The organism is Yersinia enterocolitica subsp. enterocolitica (assembly GCF_901472495.1).
In the GTDB taxonomy this organism is placed as follows: Bacteria; Pseudomonadota; Gammaproteobacteria; order Enterobacterales; family Enterobacteriaceae; genus Yersinia; species Yersinia enterocolitica.
The window spans coordinates 1994230-2010950 of the sequence record NZ_LR590469.1; the positions used below are offsets into that span (position 1 = coordinate 1994230).

The following is a 16721-nucleotide window of genomic DNA, read 5'->3' on the forward strand; positions in this document are numbered from 1 at the left end:
ACCACGCAGGTCGCCAGCCGCCTATTTCACTTATATCTGGTCAATAAAAAGCCCGGCTAAACTGCACCGGGCGATAAAAATGCGTTCTTAGGTAGAAATATTATTTCTGCGTCACAACACTGGCACCCACCGGGCCGGTAGCGCCACTGAATGGTTTGCCGTCAATGGCATCCACCATACGCAAACCGGATGGCCGTACCCAGCGCTGCACACGGGATGGCATATCAAAACCAATCAGCAGAATAACCACAAATGTCAGGCTGAATGAGAGTGAACCCAATGCCGTACCGAGGCTGAGATGTTGAGCAATTGAAGCGCCTAGAATCGGTGCTAATGCCCCACCCAAGGCACCGACGTTATAGGTAAAGCCCAACCCCGCCGCACGTTGTTCAGTATCAAAATAACCCCCCAGCAGTTTGGGTAATAGCCCGGCAATCCCCTGGCCCAACATCTGTTGCAGGAACAATAACCCGCCGAGGAACAGAATGCTGCTGCCCTGAATAGCGAACAGTGGGATTATCAGTAACTGTGAAATCAGCAAACTGGTGACATAGGCTTTACGCGTCCCGAGCCAATCCCCCAAAAAACCCCCAACACAGCAGCCCACTGCGGCACCAAATCCACTGAAGAACAACACGTTGCCCACGGTGTGCGGGTCATAACCCAAATCCATTTTCAGGTACGTAGGCAATAATGCCTGAATCGGCCATGAGTAGAGGAAAGCACAGAACACCACCACCATCAGCATCACACCAGTCGGCCAACGATCACCACTGGTTTGCACCATAAAGTAGATGAATACTGCTGCGCAAAGGATACCGAGGAGCACCACTACAGGGGTGGATACCATGCCGGTAAAGCAAGCATAGAGCGCAGCGGCGGCAAAGAGGGTCAGCGCAATATTCAGGTAGCTCAAGTTGCTGCGATACAGAATATCCACCATGTTGCGATCTTTAGCCTGCTTAGATTGCTGATGCTTACTTTGTGCTTTTTCCCAATCTTCAGCTTCTGGCAGATTTTTACGTAACCACAAAGCAAAGATAATCGGCAGCAAGCCAATGTAGAAAAGCATACGCCAGCCAAATGCCGGAACCACATAACTGTACGCCTGAGCGGCTAAGACCGCGCCAATAGAGAAACCAGAAATCAGGAACCCACTGGCTTTGTTACGCATATTCTTAGGCCAGCTCTCCATCACGTAGGTAGAACTGGAGCCATACTCCCCCGCCATCCCGATACCGATAATCAGTCGGGCGATAAACAGCGTGGTGTAACCTGGTGCTAAACCACAAGCCAGCGTACCGAAAGAGAACAACACGATGCTGGTGATCATGGCCAATTTACGGCCATAACGGTCACCCATAGCACCCAGTACCAAACCACCGAACCAACGTGAAATAAACGCAGCTGAAATCAGACTGGTAGCTTGAATCAGCGTCAGACCAAATTCCTGTTTAATATCAGTCAGAACCAGAGTAATAAGAACAAAATCAAAGCCGTCCAGGGCATAACCGATCCAGGCGGCAATAAATGCCTTCCATTGCGCAGGGGTGAGCTGCTTGTACCAGCGCAATGGTTTGTCTCTACGAGGCCGTTTATCCGTTTGAGGTTGTACTGAAGTGCTCATAGCGTCGCTCTCTCTCCACCACCAGCCAAGTTCACTGGCAGAAACTGTTTTCCTCGCGGCAGGTAAACCATAGCAACTGATTGTTTAACATCACTTAATCTGTCACTACCAGACGGTTTTCGCCACATTTATATTTATGTGGTTTAACTCCAAATAAAATCAATCAAAGGAGTAAAACTCCATTTGAGTGTATAAGATCAGCCCGCTATTTCAATCACAATGTGTCTAAAACGTGACAAAGATGGCGAAATGCTGAGGTGAATGAGATAAGCAACAGGATGCGGGGTATTTACCACCGCTGGCGGAAGATCCCCGCAGCAGCGGCTAGAAATGGCAGCAGAAATAGATTACCGGTCATCCATTTTGGCTAACGGCTTGGGTTGTTTTACGTTTAATGCTTTCTGCCTGAGCCGGATCGGCTTTGACCAGCAAGGCGTAAATCAGGTCTAGCACAAATAATTGGGCAATTTTGGTACCAATGGAGTCCCCTTGCAGCTGCCCCTGACGGTTGCCGTTAATCAGCACATAATCCGCCAGTTCAGTAATGGTGGAGCCCATATTGTGTGTCAGTGCCACAGTGGTGGCCCCGGCTTGCTTCGCCAGCTTTAATGCATGTACCGTCTCAGCTGAGGTTCCCGAATGGCTGATACCAATTGCTACATCACCGGGGCGCATCAAAGAAGCCTGCATATACATAAAATGATTATTTGTGGCCGCATCGACCCGCAATCCGATACGCATTAATTTACCTTTGGCATCTTCCGCAGTGATACCGGATGAACCGACACCAAAAATGCAGATACGATCAGCCGGGCGCAATAGCTTAACCACCTGCTCGACACTCTCGATAGACAACAGATTCAGGGTTTCAGACAACACATTATTAATCGCCGATTGCAATTTATTGCCAATCGCCAACGTATCATCCCCCTCTTGTACATCAGCATCTAACAGACTGTTTTCATTGTTATGGCGGGTGGCCACTTCAATGGCCAAATCCATTTTGAAATCCTGAAACCCTTTGTAACCCAGCGTGCGACAAAAACGGATAATCGTGGCTTCACCGGCTTGTGTCAGCGCAGAAAGGTCAGCAATGGAAAGCTGAGTCACTTTAGCGGGTTCTGCCAGAATATAGGCAGCAATACGCTGCGCTGAGCGGGTCAGGCTATTTTGCATCGCACCCAAGGCATCAAGAATTTTACCTGGCTTAAAACGGGGGGCACCAGTTTTCACGCGGACACCTCAAGGGAAAGAGAATTGACGGACAGGTGACAGTTCTGCGGCGCATCATGACATAACTGGCCCATTTCGTGAAGAAGAATGGCGGTATTGTGCGGGGTGAGATCAATAAAAAAACCCCGGGGGGCCGGGGAAGATGTCAAAGATAACGTGCATTTTTATTATATAAAAATCATAGAGATAATTTCTTCACAATAAAGAATAGTGAACTTTCACCACCGCTTTTTTGATAGTGCCAGAACCGGCGATTTGGCAACCCGGCTTATGCGGTTCACCCGGCAGAAATACCGCAAACATCCCCGGTAACATGCGTAATTGGCTTTTATCTGGAATCTCAGCAATAAGCTGGTAGTCATCGTCGGCATGATAAGGCTCAAGATGCTCGGTGGGCGTCAATACCGAGTATTCAATCCCTTCAATGCCGCTGATGAGTAGTTGAACATCGGCATAAGTTTGGTGCATTTCAGCTTTCTTATTTTCAGCCAGTTGGGTGTCAAACTCCATCACGTTCATGAAAATAAGCTCGCCATCTATTTCATGACGCCCGCAACTCAATTGAGCCAACGGCGTCTTAGCCAAATAGGCTAAAACCCATTGCAAACGTTCTGGTAATCCGCTGAAAAAAGCTGTTTGTGTTAATGAACCACTGATCATATTGACCTCAATATTTTTGTTTTGATGTTATGGCTTCAGTGATGATCTGGCCCACAGCGCTGCGCCTAATAAACCACTATCCTGCCGGTGATAAGCTGCTTGTAGCGGCACACGATAGATGTCCGGCAAGGTTTTTTGTGCACCAATGACCCGCTCTAAATACCCCGGTGCCAACCCGACACTGCCGCCCAGAATGACCACTTCCAGATCCAGCGCCATTTTCATGTCTGCCAGCATCTGGGCAATGGCGGCCGCGGAGCGGTTAATAATGTTTTCCGCCTGAACATTGCCAAGTTGTGCCAACTCAAACACTTTGGCGGCAGTCACCGGTTGCTTCCAACCCAAGGTTTCCGCGCCGATTGCCGTACCGGAAGCCACACTCTCGACACACCCCTTACGGCCACAACCACACAACAAGCCATGAGGATCGGCCAGCGTATGACCTATGTGCCCGGCCAGTCCGTGATTACCGACCAACAGTTTTTTATTCAACACAATGCCGCCGCCCACCCCCGTGGAAACCGTCACAAACATCATATTGTTTATCGTAATCTCATTGTTTAGCGATATCAGCTTGTCGCCATCATGGCTTAATGCCTGATATTCAGCCCATGCAGCCGCCTGCCCATCATTAAGCAGCACACAAGGTAAATCAGCGATCGATTGGATGCATTCTTGTAACGGAAAATCTGCTAAGCCGCCCAAGTTGGCGGGATTAAGCGCGGTCAGGCGGCCATCACTGATAATACCGGTTGAGGCAACAGCAATAAAATCAACCAGATGTCGATAAGGTGTAATCAGCGTTTCCAGCGCTAGCGCCAGTTGTGCTGCCCCGCCACGTGGCGTTGCCACCTGCTGACGGCCAACCAACATGCCGCTTTCAGTCACCACCGCCGCCGCAATTTTTGTTCCACCGATATCCAGTGCTAACACTTTTCCCATCTGGCGCAACCCTCTTGTACCTGTAATGATGTTGATAGAATCACTATGACAATTTTTTGGCCACAACTCCATTATTTTTTAAAAATTGGAGTTGCACTCCACAATGAACGCTTTTTGACCTGATTAATGAAAGGTTGACCATTGCACCCGGCAAATAAAAGATCTAACATAGTGGAGTAAAACTTCATTTAAAATATTTTATCGGAGCTAAAGACCGTGAGCAATCTGAACGTAACTAAAATAAGTCGTCTCCGCCACCAGCTCCAGAATGGCCTCATCGCCTCGTGCCAACCCGTACCTGGCAGTGCTATGGATACGCCAGAAATTGTTGCGGCAATGGCATTGGCTGCACTGGCCGGCGGCGCAGTAGGTCTGCGTGTTGAGGGCATCAGCAATATTGAAGCTGTGCGCCGGGTTACCGATGCCCCAATCATCGGCATTATTAAACGTGATTTGCCCGACTCAGAAGTCAGGATCACACCGTGGCTGGAAGATGTTGATGCGTTAAGCGCCGCCGGAGCCGATATTATCGCTTTTGACGTCACCTGCCGCCCACGCCCGGTTTCAGTGGAGGATTTATTCCAGCGGGTGCAGGCAACTGGCTGCCTGGCGATGGCAGATGCCTCTAATATTGAAGATGGCCTACTGGCATACCGCTTAGGCATCGACTTTATCGGCACTACATTATCCGGCTATACCCAAACCCCCGTCCCCACTGAACCGGACTTAGAACTGGTAAAACAGTTATCTCAAGCGGACTGTAAGGTGATTGCTGAAGGCCGTTATAACTCTCCAGCCTTAGCCGCAGCGGCAATATCAGCCGGCGCTTATGCCGTAACCGTTGGCTCTGCCATTACGCGTATAGAACATATTTGCAGTTGGTTTTGTGAAGCAATTCAACATGCGCCACAAGAAAACGAAGCAGCAAAACTAACGAGTCACTGATGGCACAACCAGATGTCGCTGGTACTCAAAACTATTTTGGCTAACCATGCCCCCACTCTCTCTGATTTATTAAGGATGCGTATGAAAAAGTTAACCGGCCTGATCGCAGCTCCGCACACTCCCTTTGATGAGCAGGGTGAAGTCAATTATCCCGTCATCGACCAAATTGCCGAGCATCTGGTGAATGATGGTGTGAAAGGGGTCTATGTGTGTGGCACCACGGGTGAAGGTATTCATTGCTCGGTAGAAGAGCGCAAAAAAATTGCCGAGCGTTGGGTAAAAGCGGCACAAGGTAAACTGAGCATTACCTTACACACTGGCGCACTCAGCATTAAAGATGCTATCGACCTTTCGCGTCATGCCGAAACTCTGGATATTTTCGCGACCTCAGCCATCGGCCCATGCTTCTTTAAACCGGGTAATATTGACGACCTGATTGCCTATTGTCAGGCCATCGCGGCAGCCGCACCTTCAAAAGGTTTCTATTACTATCATTCCGGAATGTCCGGTGTGAATTTGGATATGGAACAATTCCTCATCAAAGCCGAATCAAAAATCCCAAACCTGTCAGGGATTAAATTCAATAATGCAGATTTGTATGAATTCCAACGCTGTCTGCGCGTCAGCGGTGGCAAATTTGATATTCCATTCGGGGTCGATGAACATTTACCGGGTGGTCTGGCAGTGGGAGCTATTGGCGCAGTCGGTAGTACTTATAATTACGCCGCGCCGCTATTCCATAAAATCATTGCTGATTTTAGTGCTGGCAATCAAGTTGCCGTACAACGCGGTATGGATCAGGTTATTGCCCTTATTCGCGTTTTGGTCGAATTTGGTGGCGTTGCTGCCGGTAAAGCTGCCATGCAATTACACGGTATTGATGCCGGTAATCCGCGCTTGCCATTACGTGCGCTGACTAAAGAACAGAAACAAACCGTGGTGAATAGAATGCGGGATGCAATCGCGATTTAATTACGATAGATAACTCATCACAAAAAGATAAAGGCCGGAAAACCGGCCTTTCGTCATTCAGAAGAGCTGCACTTATAAAGACAATAACTTAGTCAGAGACGGCGCAAAGTAATAACTGCCGGTTACTGGCTTACTAAAACCTAATAACAGATCGTGCTTACCGTCTATTGAACCAAACATGCTCAGTAATTGCTGTTCGATATTGTGCAACCGTGCGCAATAGGCAATAAAATACAAACCGTGTTTGCCACTGGCAGTACCGTAAGGCAAGCTTTGACGCAAGATTTTTAGCCCTTTACCATTCTCTTTAAGATCAACCCGGCTGACGTGAGAGGTATCTGGGCGTTGATCTGAAGGCAATTCCTCACTGCCATGTTTGGTACGCCCTACAATTTGTTCTTGTTTATGTTCTGGAATACGCTGCCATTTTTTCAGATCATGTTCATAGCGCTGAACCAAGACATAACTGCCGCCCGCATCTTCTTCGCCATCAGCAATAACAGCCACTTCAGGTCGACTTTCACCTTGCGGATTCTCAGTACCATCAATAAAGCCAGTAAAATCACGCTCTTCAACCCAGCGGAAACCATGAGTCTCTTCTTCAACCGCAATAGCATCACCAAACGCAGCCACAGCAGCTTGCGCCAGAGTGAAGTTGATATCCTGGCGTAATGACTGAATATGAATTAATAAATCACGTTGGGTGGCAGGAGCAATCATCGGCGCTTTGCCCAGTGCAGTAAAAGGTTTTAACTCTTTCGCGCCCTGACCATTAGACAGGTCATGCCAAATATCGGAACCGAAAGCAATTACGGCACCTAAATGCTCATTGGGGAATTGCTGTTGTAACTCTTGCAATGCAAAACAGAATTTTTTACACCCTTGCCGAATGGCTTCAAATTCGCCCTGCACTTTTGCTTCCATAAAAATGGCAAAACGGCAATGCTCCAGCAAAATGCCACTCTGAACTTGAGTCATGTTATTTCCTCACTAACAGCCAATATTGATTATGCCGAATATCATAGCTGAAGCGATTAAAATAACCTTGCGTCAACGCAAAATAAAACTGAGCTGGTACCGAGGCTTTGAGAAGGAAGAATATTATTAAGACGCAGATATCAGCCGCGCCTTAATAATAAAAAGAGAATAATATTTATTCGCTTTTAGCGCGCCATATAATTTTACTGACTTTCCAGCTTTGCAAAGCATCGTCAGCTGGCATTAAGCCCTCCGGGCCATGCCAGTCACCATCAAATAAATAACTGACATGCTGACTATCTGGTGCAGCACACTCTATTTGCGCATGATCATCACCGGTACCTTGGCGACAGACACCAAAGGCTTTTTTATACAATTGGCTAAATGGCGTGCCGATACTGACACCCCATTGGCTCGGAATATCTTTATCCATAACATCAATGCGCTCTACCGTACCTTTTGGTTGGCCGGAGATAACCAACTTAATTTGGTCTTCTTTCATGGCCTGATAGAACGACACTAACTTGCCACCATTAGTTTCCATACCGCTGCGCAGCCGATAATCGCCTTTCAGCCCTTCTTTAATCTCATTTTCACTCAACGGCGTACTGGCTGTAATACCACCAACACCTTTATCGGTAACTTGCATACTGCTGCTACCGCCAAACCAATTAAGAGGAGACAAACTGGACCAAGAAAAACCGGACGTGGCTGAGCACCCTGCTAGCAACAAAGGGGCTCCCAGTAATAACCAGCGCATCCCAGACAATCGTGGGCAAATATTCATCTAAAACTCCTAAAAAAACCACTGCATCCCATAAGTTCTCCTGCAAAAAGACTATGCACGGAAGCAAGAGCATGACAATTGAAAATGATAACCAGAGATTGGAGTCCGGCTGGCTGAAAAAGTGCCATCACACTACCGGCTTTCATCATTCTTTCCTATAATCGGTGTCGTCAAACGAATTCACTCACAGAAGAAAATTCCACTAATCGGCTTGATAAAATAGACTTTATCCCCATTTATACTCACCAGACAGTTATATTTCGCAATGAGCTAATCTCTTATTAGGCAAATTCTCACGTAATTTTGGTCTAGTATTGGGTAACGAGGCTAACAAGGCCTCTGGTTTCAAATGCAATAATTTTGAAGGAGCAATAAAATGAAGAAACTGACCTTAGCTGCAACCTTGGTTATGTTGTGCAGCACACCATTTCTGGCGCAAAGCGCATCAACCGCAGCGCAAGGTGGTTTTGACGGCCCGGCAACAACACAGACTCAGCCAGCCGCTCAAGGTGGGTTCTCAGGGCCAAATGCCAGCAATACCACGGTAGATAAAGTGAAAACCATGCGTGATGATGCCCATGTTACCTTGCAAGGGAATATTACCGAGCGCCTGGGCCATGATACTTATACTTTCCGCGATAGCACCGGCACCATTACTGTCGATATCGACAGCAAACGCTGGCAAGGCCAAACCATCACGCCGCAAGATAAAGTCCAAATCGAAGGGAAAGTGGATAAAGACTGGAACTCTGTGGAAGTTGATGTGAAAAACATTACCAAGATTAAATAAGTTAGCTGAAAGTAAGTGGAGTCGCAACCAACCTACCTGCGACTCCACATAATAACATCACTCACTAATATCATTGGATGCCTGAGCCATTTCAGTCACGACGACTATTGAATAAAAAGTGCGGTTTTAAATTAAATTCAACCCACTAACCCCTTAATATTCCTGATCCACAATCAGCCGTTTGCCCAGCATAATCGTGTCTTGGGTTTCGTAATCCAGCTTTTCATACATGCCGATCACTGCGTCATTGTCTTCGCGCACCATAATATTCAGCTTTGGGCAGCCACGGGCAATGAGTTTCTTTTCCAGCCGACTGATCAGCGCATTGGCAAAGCCACGTCCCCGGAAATCAGGATGAACGCCCAGATAATAAGCAGAACCTCGGTGGCCGTCATACCCTCCCATTACCGAGCCGACGATCGCGCCACTGACTTCCGCCACCAGAAACAATTCGGGATCATGATTCAGTTTACGTTCAATATCCATTTCCGGATCATTCCAGGGCCGCAGCAAGTCACAATGCTCCCACAGCAGAATCACTTCTTCAAAATCACTTTGCTGAAATACACGGATTTCCATGGATATTCGCACCCTTGAGTCAAATGGATATGCTGATCATTACACAAAATTATATCACGCAATAATAAAGTGATATTTCCCATAGTGATAGTACGTAATGATAGGAGAACTGGATAAATCTTGTCAGATTCCAACCCACACAGCACAACTCGACACCGAGAGTACAACAATGGCGGCAAATCGCGGTATACTTGGCCCCTTATAATTTCTCGGCTACCAGAACCCTTCAGATGAATTTACCCAATATCGACCAAATCAAAACCTACCTGCTGGATTTACAGGATAAAATCTGTGCTGCGCTGGCCCAAGCTGATGGCAGCGCCAAATTCACAGAAGAAAACTGGGTGCGTGAAGAAGGTGGCGGTGGCCGCAGTCGGGTAATGGTCAAAGGGGCAGTTTTCGAGCAAGCAGGGGTAAACTTTTCACATGTTTCTGGCGCGGCACTGCCAGCATCTGCCACCGCACATCGCCCCGAACTGGCGGGTCGCAGTTTTCAGGCGCTCGGCGTGTCACTGGTTATTCATCCGAATAGCCCTTATCTACCCACCAGTCATGCCAATGTACGCTTTTTTATTGCTGAAAAGCCTGACGAAGATCCGGTGTGGTGGTTTGGTGGTGGCTTTGATTTAACCCCCTTCTATGGTTTTGAAGAAGATGCGATTCACTGGCATCAAACCGCTTATAACCTGTGCCAACCTTTTGGCGAACAACTCTATTCGCGTTATAAAAAATGGTGCGACGACTATTTTTATATTAAGCATCGTAATGAAGCTCGCGGTATTGGCGGCCTATTCTTCGACGATTTAAACAGCCCCGACTTTGATACCTGTTTCAACTTTACTCAAGCAGTCGGCGATGGTTTCCTGGATGCTTATATGCCGATTGTCGCGCGACGCAAAGCTCTGTGTTGGGGCGAGCGTGAGCGCGAATTTCAGCTTTATCGCCGGGGCCGTTATGTTGAATTTAATTTGGTCTGGGATCGCGGCACGTTATTTGGTTTACAAACCGGTGGGCGCACAGAATCTATTTTAATGTCCATGCCGCCACTGGTGCGTTGGGAATATAATTATCAACCGGCAGCAGACAGCGCTGAAGTGGCGCTGTACCGAGATTTTCTGCCGGTAAAAGACTGGTTAGCCGCAGGAGAACATCACTGATGCAAATTTGGGTTGATGCGGACGCTTGTCCGAATGTTATTAAAGAAGTGCTATTTCGTGCCGCAGACCGAACTGGCATGATGGTAACGCTGGTGGCAAACCAGCCACTAAAAACCCCGCCTTCAAAGTATATTCGTACATTACAAGTTGCTTCTGGCTTTGATGTTGCTGATAACGAAATCGTGCAGCGCGTCGAAAAAAATGATCTGGTCATCACTGCAGATATTCCGTTAGCCGCCGAGGTGATTGAGAAAGGGGGGATTGCGTTAAATCCGCGCGGCGAACGCTATACTCCAGATACTATCCGTGAGCGGTTGAATATGCGCGACTTTATGGACACCATGCGCGCCAGCGGTATTCAAACCGGTGGTCCTAATACCTTAAATCAGCGCGATCGCCAGCAATTTGCCAATGAGCTGGATAAATGGTTACAACAAGCCATTAAAGCGCAAGTCTAAATATCGATAACTAAAAATTTAGCGTTATCTCTGCCCCTACCCAGCCCAAAATGAATAATTTGGTTTTATCGTGTTATATACTTTATATAAACCTTCACTGCGGGCTGGCATATGAAAAAATTTGATTACAATCTGGTGAAATTGCTGCAATGCCTGATTGAGTTTCGTAGTGTTACCCGCACAGCAGAAGAACTGGATGTTGCAATTTCAACGGTTAGCCACGGTCTTGCTCGCTTAAGGCGTGAATTCAATGACCGGATTGTAATTAATACCAAAGAAGGTTTGGTTCCCACCACTCTCGCAATAACACTCAACAGCCATTTTTCGTCTGCCGCTAATCTGATTGATAATGCCATTGCTGCTGGGAAAAATAGTGATTCGGCCCAAAACTCGCTGACAATCAGTGCCAGCCCATTAATCCAACACTGGTTAAGTTGCCAAATATACCAACTGTCACAGTCCAGCGATATGGGCAAGAGTTTTACTATCAAATATGTTGATAGCCATTATACCAGTGAGCAACGAGTATCACGGTTAAGAAATAGTGAAGTAGATATCGATATCGGCTCTATTTTAGATATAGACCGTTCATTAGTCAGTTATCATTTAGGATCATTTCCACTGGGGGTTTTATTAAGTAATTCACACAGTAGAATTCCTGGTGACATAACTAAAGATGACTGGTTGCAAGAACAGCGCTTAATTTGGAACCTCAATACCCAAAGAGCTTTATTTACTCCCGGGCGTTCTTTTAATGATATTCATGTCAATGATAATGCAAAAATTGAAACAACCAACTCACTCAACGCTGTAACTCTAGTCGCCAATACAGACTACTTAGCGATTTTCCCCTTTATGATGCAGTCATTCTTAGCGAAACAGTTCAATGTCCGCATGTCCCCTCTCCCCTTTTCAAATGATGGCGTAGTATCGTATTATGCCTATATTAATAAAAAATCCGACTCAAATAATCTGATCAGGAAATGTCTCAAAATCATAGCGAATCTTCATTAACGGAGACTAACAACATACAGCCTGATTAAGTAGTTTATTATAAAGTTGCCCTACCGACTTAACTTTTAGTTTGATATAAATACTGTGTCGATGACCACTCACAGTTTTCTCACTAATATCAAGTTTTTGTGAAATATTCTTATTACTATTACCCGATAAAATAAGGCTAAGTATGGTATATTCTCTTTGTGTTATTTTAAATTTTCTTAAATAGTATATATAGAGAATATCATCAATATTAATATCATTATTAATTCGTCCTTTAATAGTTGCGCTATCAGAAAGTACTAATTGTAGCCCTTGGATACTATTATATAAATCAAAAGATAGATAAGAGGTTTGTTTAATAACAATGTGCTCTATTTCAAGTATTTTCTCACCAATAATACTGACTATTTTAAAATGATGATATCTCATCCGTTCCTTCAGTGAAATTATCATATTTAACCAGTTTTCACCTGGCCAGGTATAATCAACTATTAAGAAATCGACACTATGCATCTCAACATAATCACAGGCTTCAGCAATATCAGTAAAATTATTTAGCGATATTGAATGCTTAGATTTTCTGAGTGACATAACATCCGAGACTACATAGTCTAATCCGATACCAAAAAATGATGACTGACTTAAAGATACAACTGAAATCATTGGATTACCCTTGAGATTAAACAAACGAACACAGCGCATCAATCTATTGATAATCATGTTATCAATATCAATAGATAAAGTAATTCAGACACACCTTGCCGTGCTGGGAATAATCCTATTATGTAAAATAAAATCACAACAGATCTTAAAATGAAAAGACATTTAGCAAAAAACGAACAACCTTAAAAATCATCAAGTTAAACTAAATAAATAGATATCAAAGAAGATAAAACGAACAGTTAATAGCTATTAAACATCATTACGACTAAATATTCACCCTATAAAAACAAGACATATCTTATTAAATAGTCACCAATAATCTTAGGTAACTCAGTTAATCATAAACGCAATAGATAATAGATCAATTTTTATTGTATAGAGTCACTTTTATATATTCATACAATTTGTTGACAAGAAGCCAGCCTTGCATTCGCTATTTTACAATTTAATAAAACAGAGCGGAGCTAATATAGCTCCCCTCCGACTGCTGACAAAGTCAAATGAAGGGGAATCGTGCCGTTGGGGTCGTAGTCGCGTAAGCGACCGGAGTGCCCCGAGGTGCGGTAAACCCTTCACTCACTAAGTTATCAACAGCTTTGTCATTAAGCTCAGGAGAGCTAATATGCTCCCCTCTGACTGTTGACAAACCCCAACGACTCGATCTTGCAAGGTGAAAACAGGTGCGTCCGCGCCAAGGAGGGCGCGGCTCGAGCCCCCAGGGAGGGGGTTACGGCGTCTTTACGATCTGCCTGTTTTCACCGTTACGGGCACTTTGTCATTAACCTCATGGGAGCTAATATAGCTCCCCTTTTGACTCACCACGTTATAACACCAGAAACTACAATGGCTGGGTTTGTGCCTCTACCACCGCTAATGCCACCATATTCACGATTCGACGCACAGAAGCAATCGGCGTCAGAATATGAATCGGTTTTGCCACCCCCATTAGCACCGGCCCAACAGTCACACCCTCTGAAGTGGTCACTCGCAGCAAGTTATAACTGATTCGCGCCGCTTCCATATTTGGCATTATCAGTAAGTTCGCAGCCCCTTTCAGTGGGCTATCTGGCATCAAGTTATGGCGGATACTTTCTACCAGCGCGGCATCCCCATGCATTTCACCGTCAATCTCCAGTTCAGGCGCCATCTGATTCACCAACTCAAGTGTGCGGCGCATTTTACGCGCGGCCGGGCAATCTGATGTACCAAAACTCGAATGAGATAACAGTGCCACTTTTGGCTCAATACCAAAACGGCGCACCGTTTCAGCTGCCATCAACGTAATCTCGGCCAACTGCTCCGGTGTCGGGTCATCATTGACGTAAGTGTCAGCGATAAACGTATTGCCGGTTGGCAGTAATAGCGCATTCATCGCGCCCGCCACATGCGCCCCCTCACGGAAACCGAATACTTTCTCGACCACATCATAATGCTCATGATAAGTGCCAATGGTGCCACAAATCATCGCATCGGCCTCCCCCCGATGAACCATAATGGAGCCAATCAGGGTTGGGTTGCCAATCACTGCCCGACGCGCCTGTTCCTGCGAAACCCCACGGCGCTTCATGATTTGATAGTATTCGTGCCAATATTCATTAAAGCGTGGGTCAGACTCATTATTGACCACTTCGAAGTCTTTCCCCGCCGTAATTTGCAGGCCCAACTTTTTCAGCCGAGTCTCAATCACGTTTGGGCGACCAATCAAGATAGGATAGGCCAGCCCTTGGGAAATAAGCTCTTGAGTCGCATGCAATACTCGCTCTTCTTCCCCTTCCGCCAAGACTACCCGCTTCATCTCTTTTTTCGCTTGCGAGAAAATTGGCTTCATAAATAAGTTGGTTTTATAGACAAATTCCGTCAGTTTTTCGATGTAAGCACTAAAGTCAGTGATTGGACGGGTTGCTACACCGGAATCCATTGCCGCTTTCGCCACCGCCGGTGCGATTTTCACAATCAAACGCGGGTCGAATGGTTTAGGAATAATGTATTCAGGGCCAAACGAAAGGTCTTGTTCACCATAGGCGGATGCCACTACATCACTCTGTTCAGCCAGTGCCAGGTCAGCAATCGCATGCACACAGGCCAGTTTCATCTCTTCATTAATGGTGGTCGCGCCCACATCTAATGCGCCACGGAAAATGAACGGGAAGCACAGCACGTTATTCACCTGATTCGGGTAGTCCGAGCGACCGGTGCAGATAATCGCATCAGGGCGCACGGCTTTTGCCAGTGGCGGCAAGATTTCAGGTTCAGGGTTCGCCAGCGCCAAAATCAGCGGGCTGGCGGCCATGGTTTTCACCATATCTTGCGTGAGGACACCGGGGCCAGAGCAGCCGAGGAAGATATCCGCACCTGGCATCGCATCGCCCAAGGTGCGCTGACCATTATCTTCAATGGCATAAGCCGCTTTGGTTTCGGCCATATTGGCTTCACGACCTTTATAAATCACACCTTTGGAATCACATACCGTAATGTTGTGATGCTTTAATCCCAATGCGACTAATAGATTCAGGCAGGCTATAGATGCAGCCCCGGCCCCAGACACCACCAGCTTCACATCGCTGATATCTTTTTTCACGACACGCAAGCCGTTGAGTACCGCCGCGGTGCAGATAATCGCAGTGCCATGCTGGTCATCATGGAACACCGGGATCTTCATGCGTTCACGCAACTTTTGCTCAATATAAAAACACTCGGGCGCTTTAATATCCTCCAGATTAATGCCACCGAATGTCGGTTCCAGTGAAGCAATAATGTCAATCAGTTTGTCGGGATCGAGTTCATCTACTTCAATATCAAATACATCAATACCGGAGAATTTCTTAAACAGAACCCCTTTCCCCTCCATGACTGGTTTACCCGCTAATGCGCCAATATTACCCAGCCCCAATACCGCAGTACCGTTTGAAATCACTGCGACCAGGTTGCCACGCGCCGTATATTTATAGGCAGCCAGTGGATTAGCCGCAATCTCCAAACACGGAGCAGCAACACCAGGAGAATAAGCCAGCGCCAAATCCCGTTGGGTCGCCAGCGGTTTGGTTGGTGACACCTGAATTTTCCCCGGAGTAGGATATTGGTGGAAATCAAGCGCGCTCTGTTTCAATTGTTCATCCATTGTAGGTTCCCTTTGCTTTTATTCTTTGAGGTGGTAGGCAACCAGTATAGTGAGTGAATTATCACAATCTATGAAGCAGGGCATACTCTGCATAACATTTTTATATCAACAGAAGAATTTGCTTATCAATCAGGAGATATTATCAACAATTAACCATCGGGAATTGAAAATGAAGTGCCGCAATATTGCGGCAGCAAGCAGAGAGCCAATCAGAGTAATATTATTTTAATAAGCCGTGGATTTGGGCGTATTGCAACAGCATGATGGTTTTGCCATCTTTAATTCGACCATCCGCGATCATGGCAATAGCTTCAGTGAAAGGTAACTCAATTACCTCAATAACCTCATCCTCCACCCCAACATCATCAGTCACTTTTTGATCCGCATGATATTCAGCAGCAAAGAAATGAATAATTTCAGTCACGCCACCCGGCGACATATAAGCTTCAAACAGCTTTTGTACGCTATCAACCTGATAGCCGGTTTCTTCCATGGCTTCACGGCGAATACACTCTTCCGGCGAGTCGTTATCCAACAAACCGGCACAAGTTTCCAGCAACATGCCGTCGGGGTTGCCATTGACATAGGTCGGCATACGAAATTGATTAATCAGCAAGACGGTGCCATTGGGCCGGTTATACAACAAAATAGTCGCGCCATTCCCTCGGTCATACACTTCGCGAATCTGTTGTACTGACGTTCCATTATCATCGATTAAATCAAAGGTGTACTTATGAAGCTTGAACCAGTTTTTAGATAACAATTCACTGCGAATATTTTCAATTTTGACTGACATAAGACCTTCTTTAC

At 46.1% G+C, this 16721-nt stretch carries 16 protein-coding genes; 6 read left to right on the forward strand and 10 right to left on the reverse strand.

Annotated elements, in window-relative coordinates; translation table 11 throughout:
• Nucleotides 1-100: 100 nt before the first annotated feature.
• The 4 genes from FGL26_RS09445 to FGL26_RS09465 all read right to left on the reverse strand — a co-directional run bounded on the left by FGL26_RS09445 (nucleotide 101) and on the right by FGL26_RS09465 (nucleotide 4462).
• A complete protein-coding gene (locus FGL26_RS09445; protein WP_005172270.1) occupies nucleotides 101-1627 on the reverse strand; it encodes an MFS transporter in 1527 nt (508 codons plus the stop codon).
• A 354-nt stretch (nucleotides 1628-1981) separates the two neighbouring features.
• Nucleotides 1982-2803 carry a MurR/RpiR family transcriptional regulator gene (locus tag FGL26_RS09455; protein ID WP_050547150.1) on the reverse strand — a complete coding sequence of 274 codons (822 nt, stop codon included), beginning with the start codon at nucleotides 2801-2803 and terminating at the stop codon, nucleotides 1982-1984.
• Nucleotides 2804-3055: 252 nt separating this feature from the next.
• Nucleotides 3056-3520 (reverse strand): N-acetylneuraminate anomerase, encoded by a 465-nt coding sequence (gene nanQ, locus FGL26_RS09460; RefSeq protein WP_005172273.1) that lies wholly within the window; start codon nucleotides 3518-3520, stop codon nucleotides 3056-3058.
• A gap of 27 nt (nucleotides 3521-3547) precedes the next feature.
• The gene (locus tag FGL26_RS09465; RefSeq protein WP_005172275.1) at nucleotides 3548-4462 is read right to left on the reverse strand and encodes an N-acetylmannosamine kinase; all 915 of its coding nucleotides are present in this window, start codon (nucleotides 4460-4462) and stop codon (nucleotides 3548-3550) included.
• Nucleotides 4463-4687: 225 nt separating this feature from the next.
• Between FGL26_RS09465 and FGL26_RS09470 the strand changes: the two genes are divergently transcribed.
• Both FGL26_RS09470 and FGL26_RS09475 read left to right on the forward strand, forming a co-directional pair.
• On the forward strand, nucleotides 4688-5407 hold the full coding sequence (locus FGL26_RS09470; RefSeq protein ID WP_073969954.1) for an N-acetylmannosamine-6-phosphate 2-epimerase: 720 nt from the start codon (nucleotides 4688-4690) through the stop codon (nucleotides 5405-5407).
• An 81-nt stretch (nucleotides 5408-5488) separates the two neighbouring features.
• A complete protein-coding gene (locus tag FGL26_RS09475; protein ID WP_005172286.1) occupies nucleotides 5489-6379 on the forward strand; it encodes a dihydrodipicolinate synthase family protein in 891 nt (296 codons plus the stop codon).
• A 72-nt stretch (nucleotides 6380-6451) separates the two neighbouring features.
• On the opposite strand, the gene FGL26_RS09480 is transcribed toward FGL26_RS09475, so the two are convergent.
• Both FGL26_RS09480 and FGL26_RS09485 read right to left on the reverse strand, forming a co-directional pair.
• Nucleotides 6452-7357: a Dyp-type peroxidase gene (locus tag FGL26_RS09480; protein ID WP_005172289.1), complete on the reverse strand. Its 906-nt coding sequence runs from the start codon at nucleotides 7355-7357 to the stop codon at nucleotides 6452-6454.
• A 175-nt stretch (nucleotides 7358-7532) separates the two neighbouring features.
• On the reverse strand, nucleotides 7533-8144 hold the full coding sequence (locus tag FGL26_RS09485; RefSeq protein WP_005172292.1) for an RpoE-regulated lipoprotein: 612 nt from the start codon (nucleotides 8142-8144) through the stop codon (nucleotides 7533-7535).
• A gap of 376 nt (nucleotides 8145-8520) precedes the next feature.
• Between FGL26_RS09485 and FGL26_RS09490 the strand changes: the two genes are divergently transcribed.
• On the forward strand, nucleotides 8521-8934 hold the full coding sequence (locus FGL26_RS09490) for a YgiW/YdeI family stress tolerance OB fold protein (protein WP_005172296.1): 414 nt from the start codon (nucleotides 8521-8523) through the stop codon (nucleotides 8932-8934).
• Nucleotides 8935-9087: 153 nt separating this feature from the next.
• Here FGL26_RS09490 and FGL26_RS09495 read toward each other — a convergent pair whose 3' ends face one another.
• A complete protein-coding gene (locus tag FGL26_RS09495) occupies nucleotides 9088-9513 on the reverse strand; it encodes a GNAT family acetyltransferase (protein WP_005172297.1) in 426 nt (141 codons plus the stop codon).
• 230 nt (nucleotides 9514-9743) lie between these two features.
• On the opposite strand from FGL26_RS09495, the gene hemF reads away from it, so the two are divergent.
• The 3 genes from hemF to FGL26_RS21670 all read left to right on the forward strand — a co-directional run bounded on the left by hemF (nucleotide 9744) and on the right by FGL26_RS21670 (nucleotide 12142).
• Entirely contained in the window at nucleotides 9744-10670 is a 927-nt protein-coding gene (gene hemF / locus FGL26_RS09500) for an oxygen-dependent coproporphyrinogen oxidase (RefSeq protein WP_005172302.1), read from the forward strand.
• On the forward strand, nucleotides 10670-11128 hold the full coding sequence (locus FGL26_RS09505) for a YaiI/YqxD family protein (protein ID WP_005172304.1): 459 nt from the start codon (nucleotides 10670-10672) through the stop codon (nucleotides 11126-11128). The genes hemF and FGL26_RS09505 overlap by 1 nt, the downstream gene beginning before the upstream one ends.
• 111 nt (nucleotides 11129-11239) lie before the next feature.
• On the forward strand, nucleotides 11240-12142 hold the full coding sequence (locus tag FGL26_RS21670; RefSeq protein WP_005172308.1) for a LysR family transcriptional regulator: 903 nt from the start codon (nucleotides 11240-11242) through the stop codon (nucleotides 12140-12142).
• Nucleotides 12143-12148: 6 nt separating this feature from the next.
• Here the strand turns inward: FGL26_RS21670 and FGL26_RS09515 are convergent, their stop codons facing one another.
• The 3 genes from FGL26_RS09515 to nudK all read right to left on the reverse strand — a co-directional run bounded on the left by FGL26_RS09515 (nucleotide 12149) and on the right by nudK (nucleotide 16707).
• Nucleotides 12149-12793, reverse strand: a complete 645-nt coding sequence (locus FGL26_RS09515; protein WP_005172311.1) for a response regulator transcription factor — start codon at nucleotides 12791-12793, stop codon at nucleotides 12149-12151.
• Between the two features lie 838 nt (nucleotides 12794-13631).
• Entirely contained in the window at nucleotides 13632-15911 is a 2280-nt protein-coding gene (gene maeB, locus FGL26_RS09520) for an NADP-dependent oxaloacetate-decarboxylating malate dehydrogenase (protein WP_005172316.1), read from the reverse strand.
• Nucleotides 15912-16131: 220 nt separating this feature from the next.
• Entirely contained in the window at nucleotides 16132-16707 is a 576-nt protein-coding gene (nudK, locus tag FGL26_RS09530; RefSeq protein ID WP_005172319.1) for a GDP-mannose pyrophosphatase NudK, read from the reverse strand.
• Between the last annotated feature and the right edge of the window lie 14 nt (nucleotides 16708-16721).

Bases quoted from the DNA above. Each gene is read 5' to 3' on its own strand.
- FGL26_RS09445 (WP_005172270.1), bottom strand. From the start codon at position 1,627: ATGAGCACTTCAGTACAACCTCAAACGGATAAACGGCCTCGTAGAGAC.
- FGL26_RS09455 (WP_050547150.1), bottom strand. From the start codon at position 2,803: ATGCAAAATAGCCTGACCCGCTCAGCGCAGCGTATTGCTGCCTATATT.
- nanQ (WP_005172273.1), bottom strand. From the start codon at position 3,520: ATGATCAGTGGTTCATTAACACAAACAGCTTTTTTCAGCGGATTACCA.
- FGL26_RS09465 (WP_005172275.1), bottom strand. From the start codon at position 4,462: ATGGGAAAAGTGTTAGCACTGGATATCGGTGGAACAAAAATTGCGGCG.
- FGL26_RS09475 (WP_005172286.1), top strand. From the start codon at position 5,489: ATGAAAAAGTTAACCGGCCTGATCGCAGCTCCGCACACTCCCTTTGAT.
- FGL26_RS09480 (WP_005172289.1), bottom strand. From the start codon at position 7,357: ATGACTCAAGTTCAGAGTGGCATTTTGCTGGAGCATTGCCGTTTTGCC.
- FGL26_RS09485 (WP_005172292.1), bottom strand. From the start codon at position 8,144: ATGAATATTTGCCCACGATTGTCTGGGATGCGCTGGTTATTACTGGGA.
- FGL26_RS09490 (WP_005172296.1), top strand. From the start codon at position 8,521: ATGAAGAAACTGACCTTAGCTGCAACCTTGGTTATGTTGTGCAGCACA.
- FGL26_RS09495 (WP_005172297.1), bottom strand. From the start codon at position 9,513: ATGGAAATCCGTGTATTTCAGCAAAGTGATTTTGAAGAAGTGATTCTG.
- hemF (WP_005172302.1), top strand. From the start codon at position 9,744: ATGAATTTACCCAATATCGACCAAATCAAAACCTACCTGCTGGATTTA.
- FGL26_RS09505 (WP_005172304.1), top strand. From the start codon at position 10,670: ATGCAAATTTGGGTTGATGCGGACGCTTGTCCGAATGTTATTAAAGAA.
- FGL26_RS21670 (WP_005172308.1), top strand. From the start codon at position 11,240: ATGAAAAAATTTGATTACAATCTGGTGAAATTGCTGCAATGCCTGATT.
- FGL26_RS09515 (WP_005172311.1), bottom strand. From the start codon at position 12,793: ATGATTTCAGTTGTATCTTTAAGTCAGTCATCATTTTTTGGTATCGGA.
- maeB (WP_005172316.1), bottom strand. From the start codon at position 15,911: ATGGATGAACAATTGAAACAGAGCGCGCTTGATTTCCACCAATATCCT.
- nudK (WP_005172319.1), bottom strand. From the start codon at position 16,707: ATGTCAGTCAAAATTGAAAATATTCGCAGTGAATTGTTATCTAAAAAC.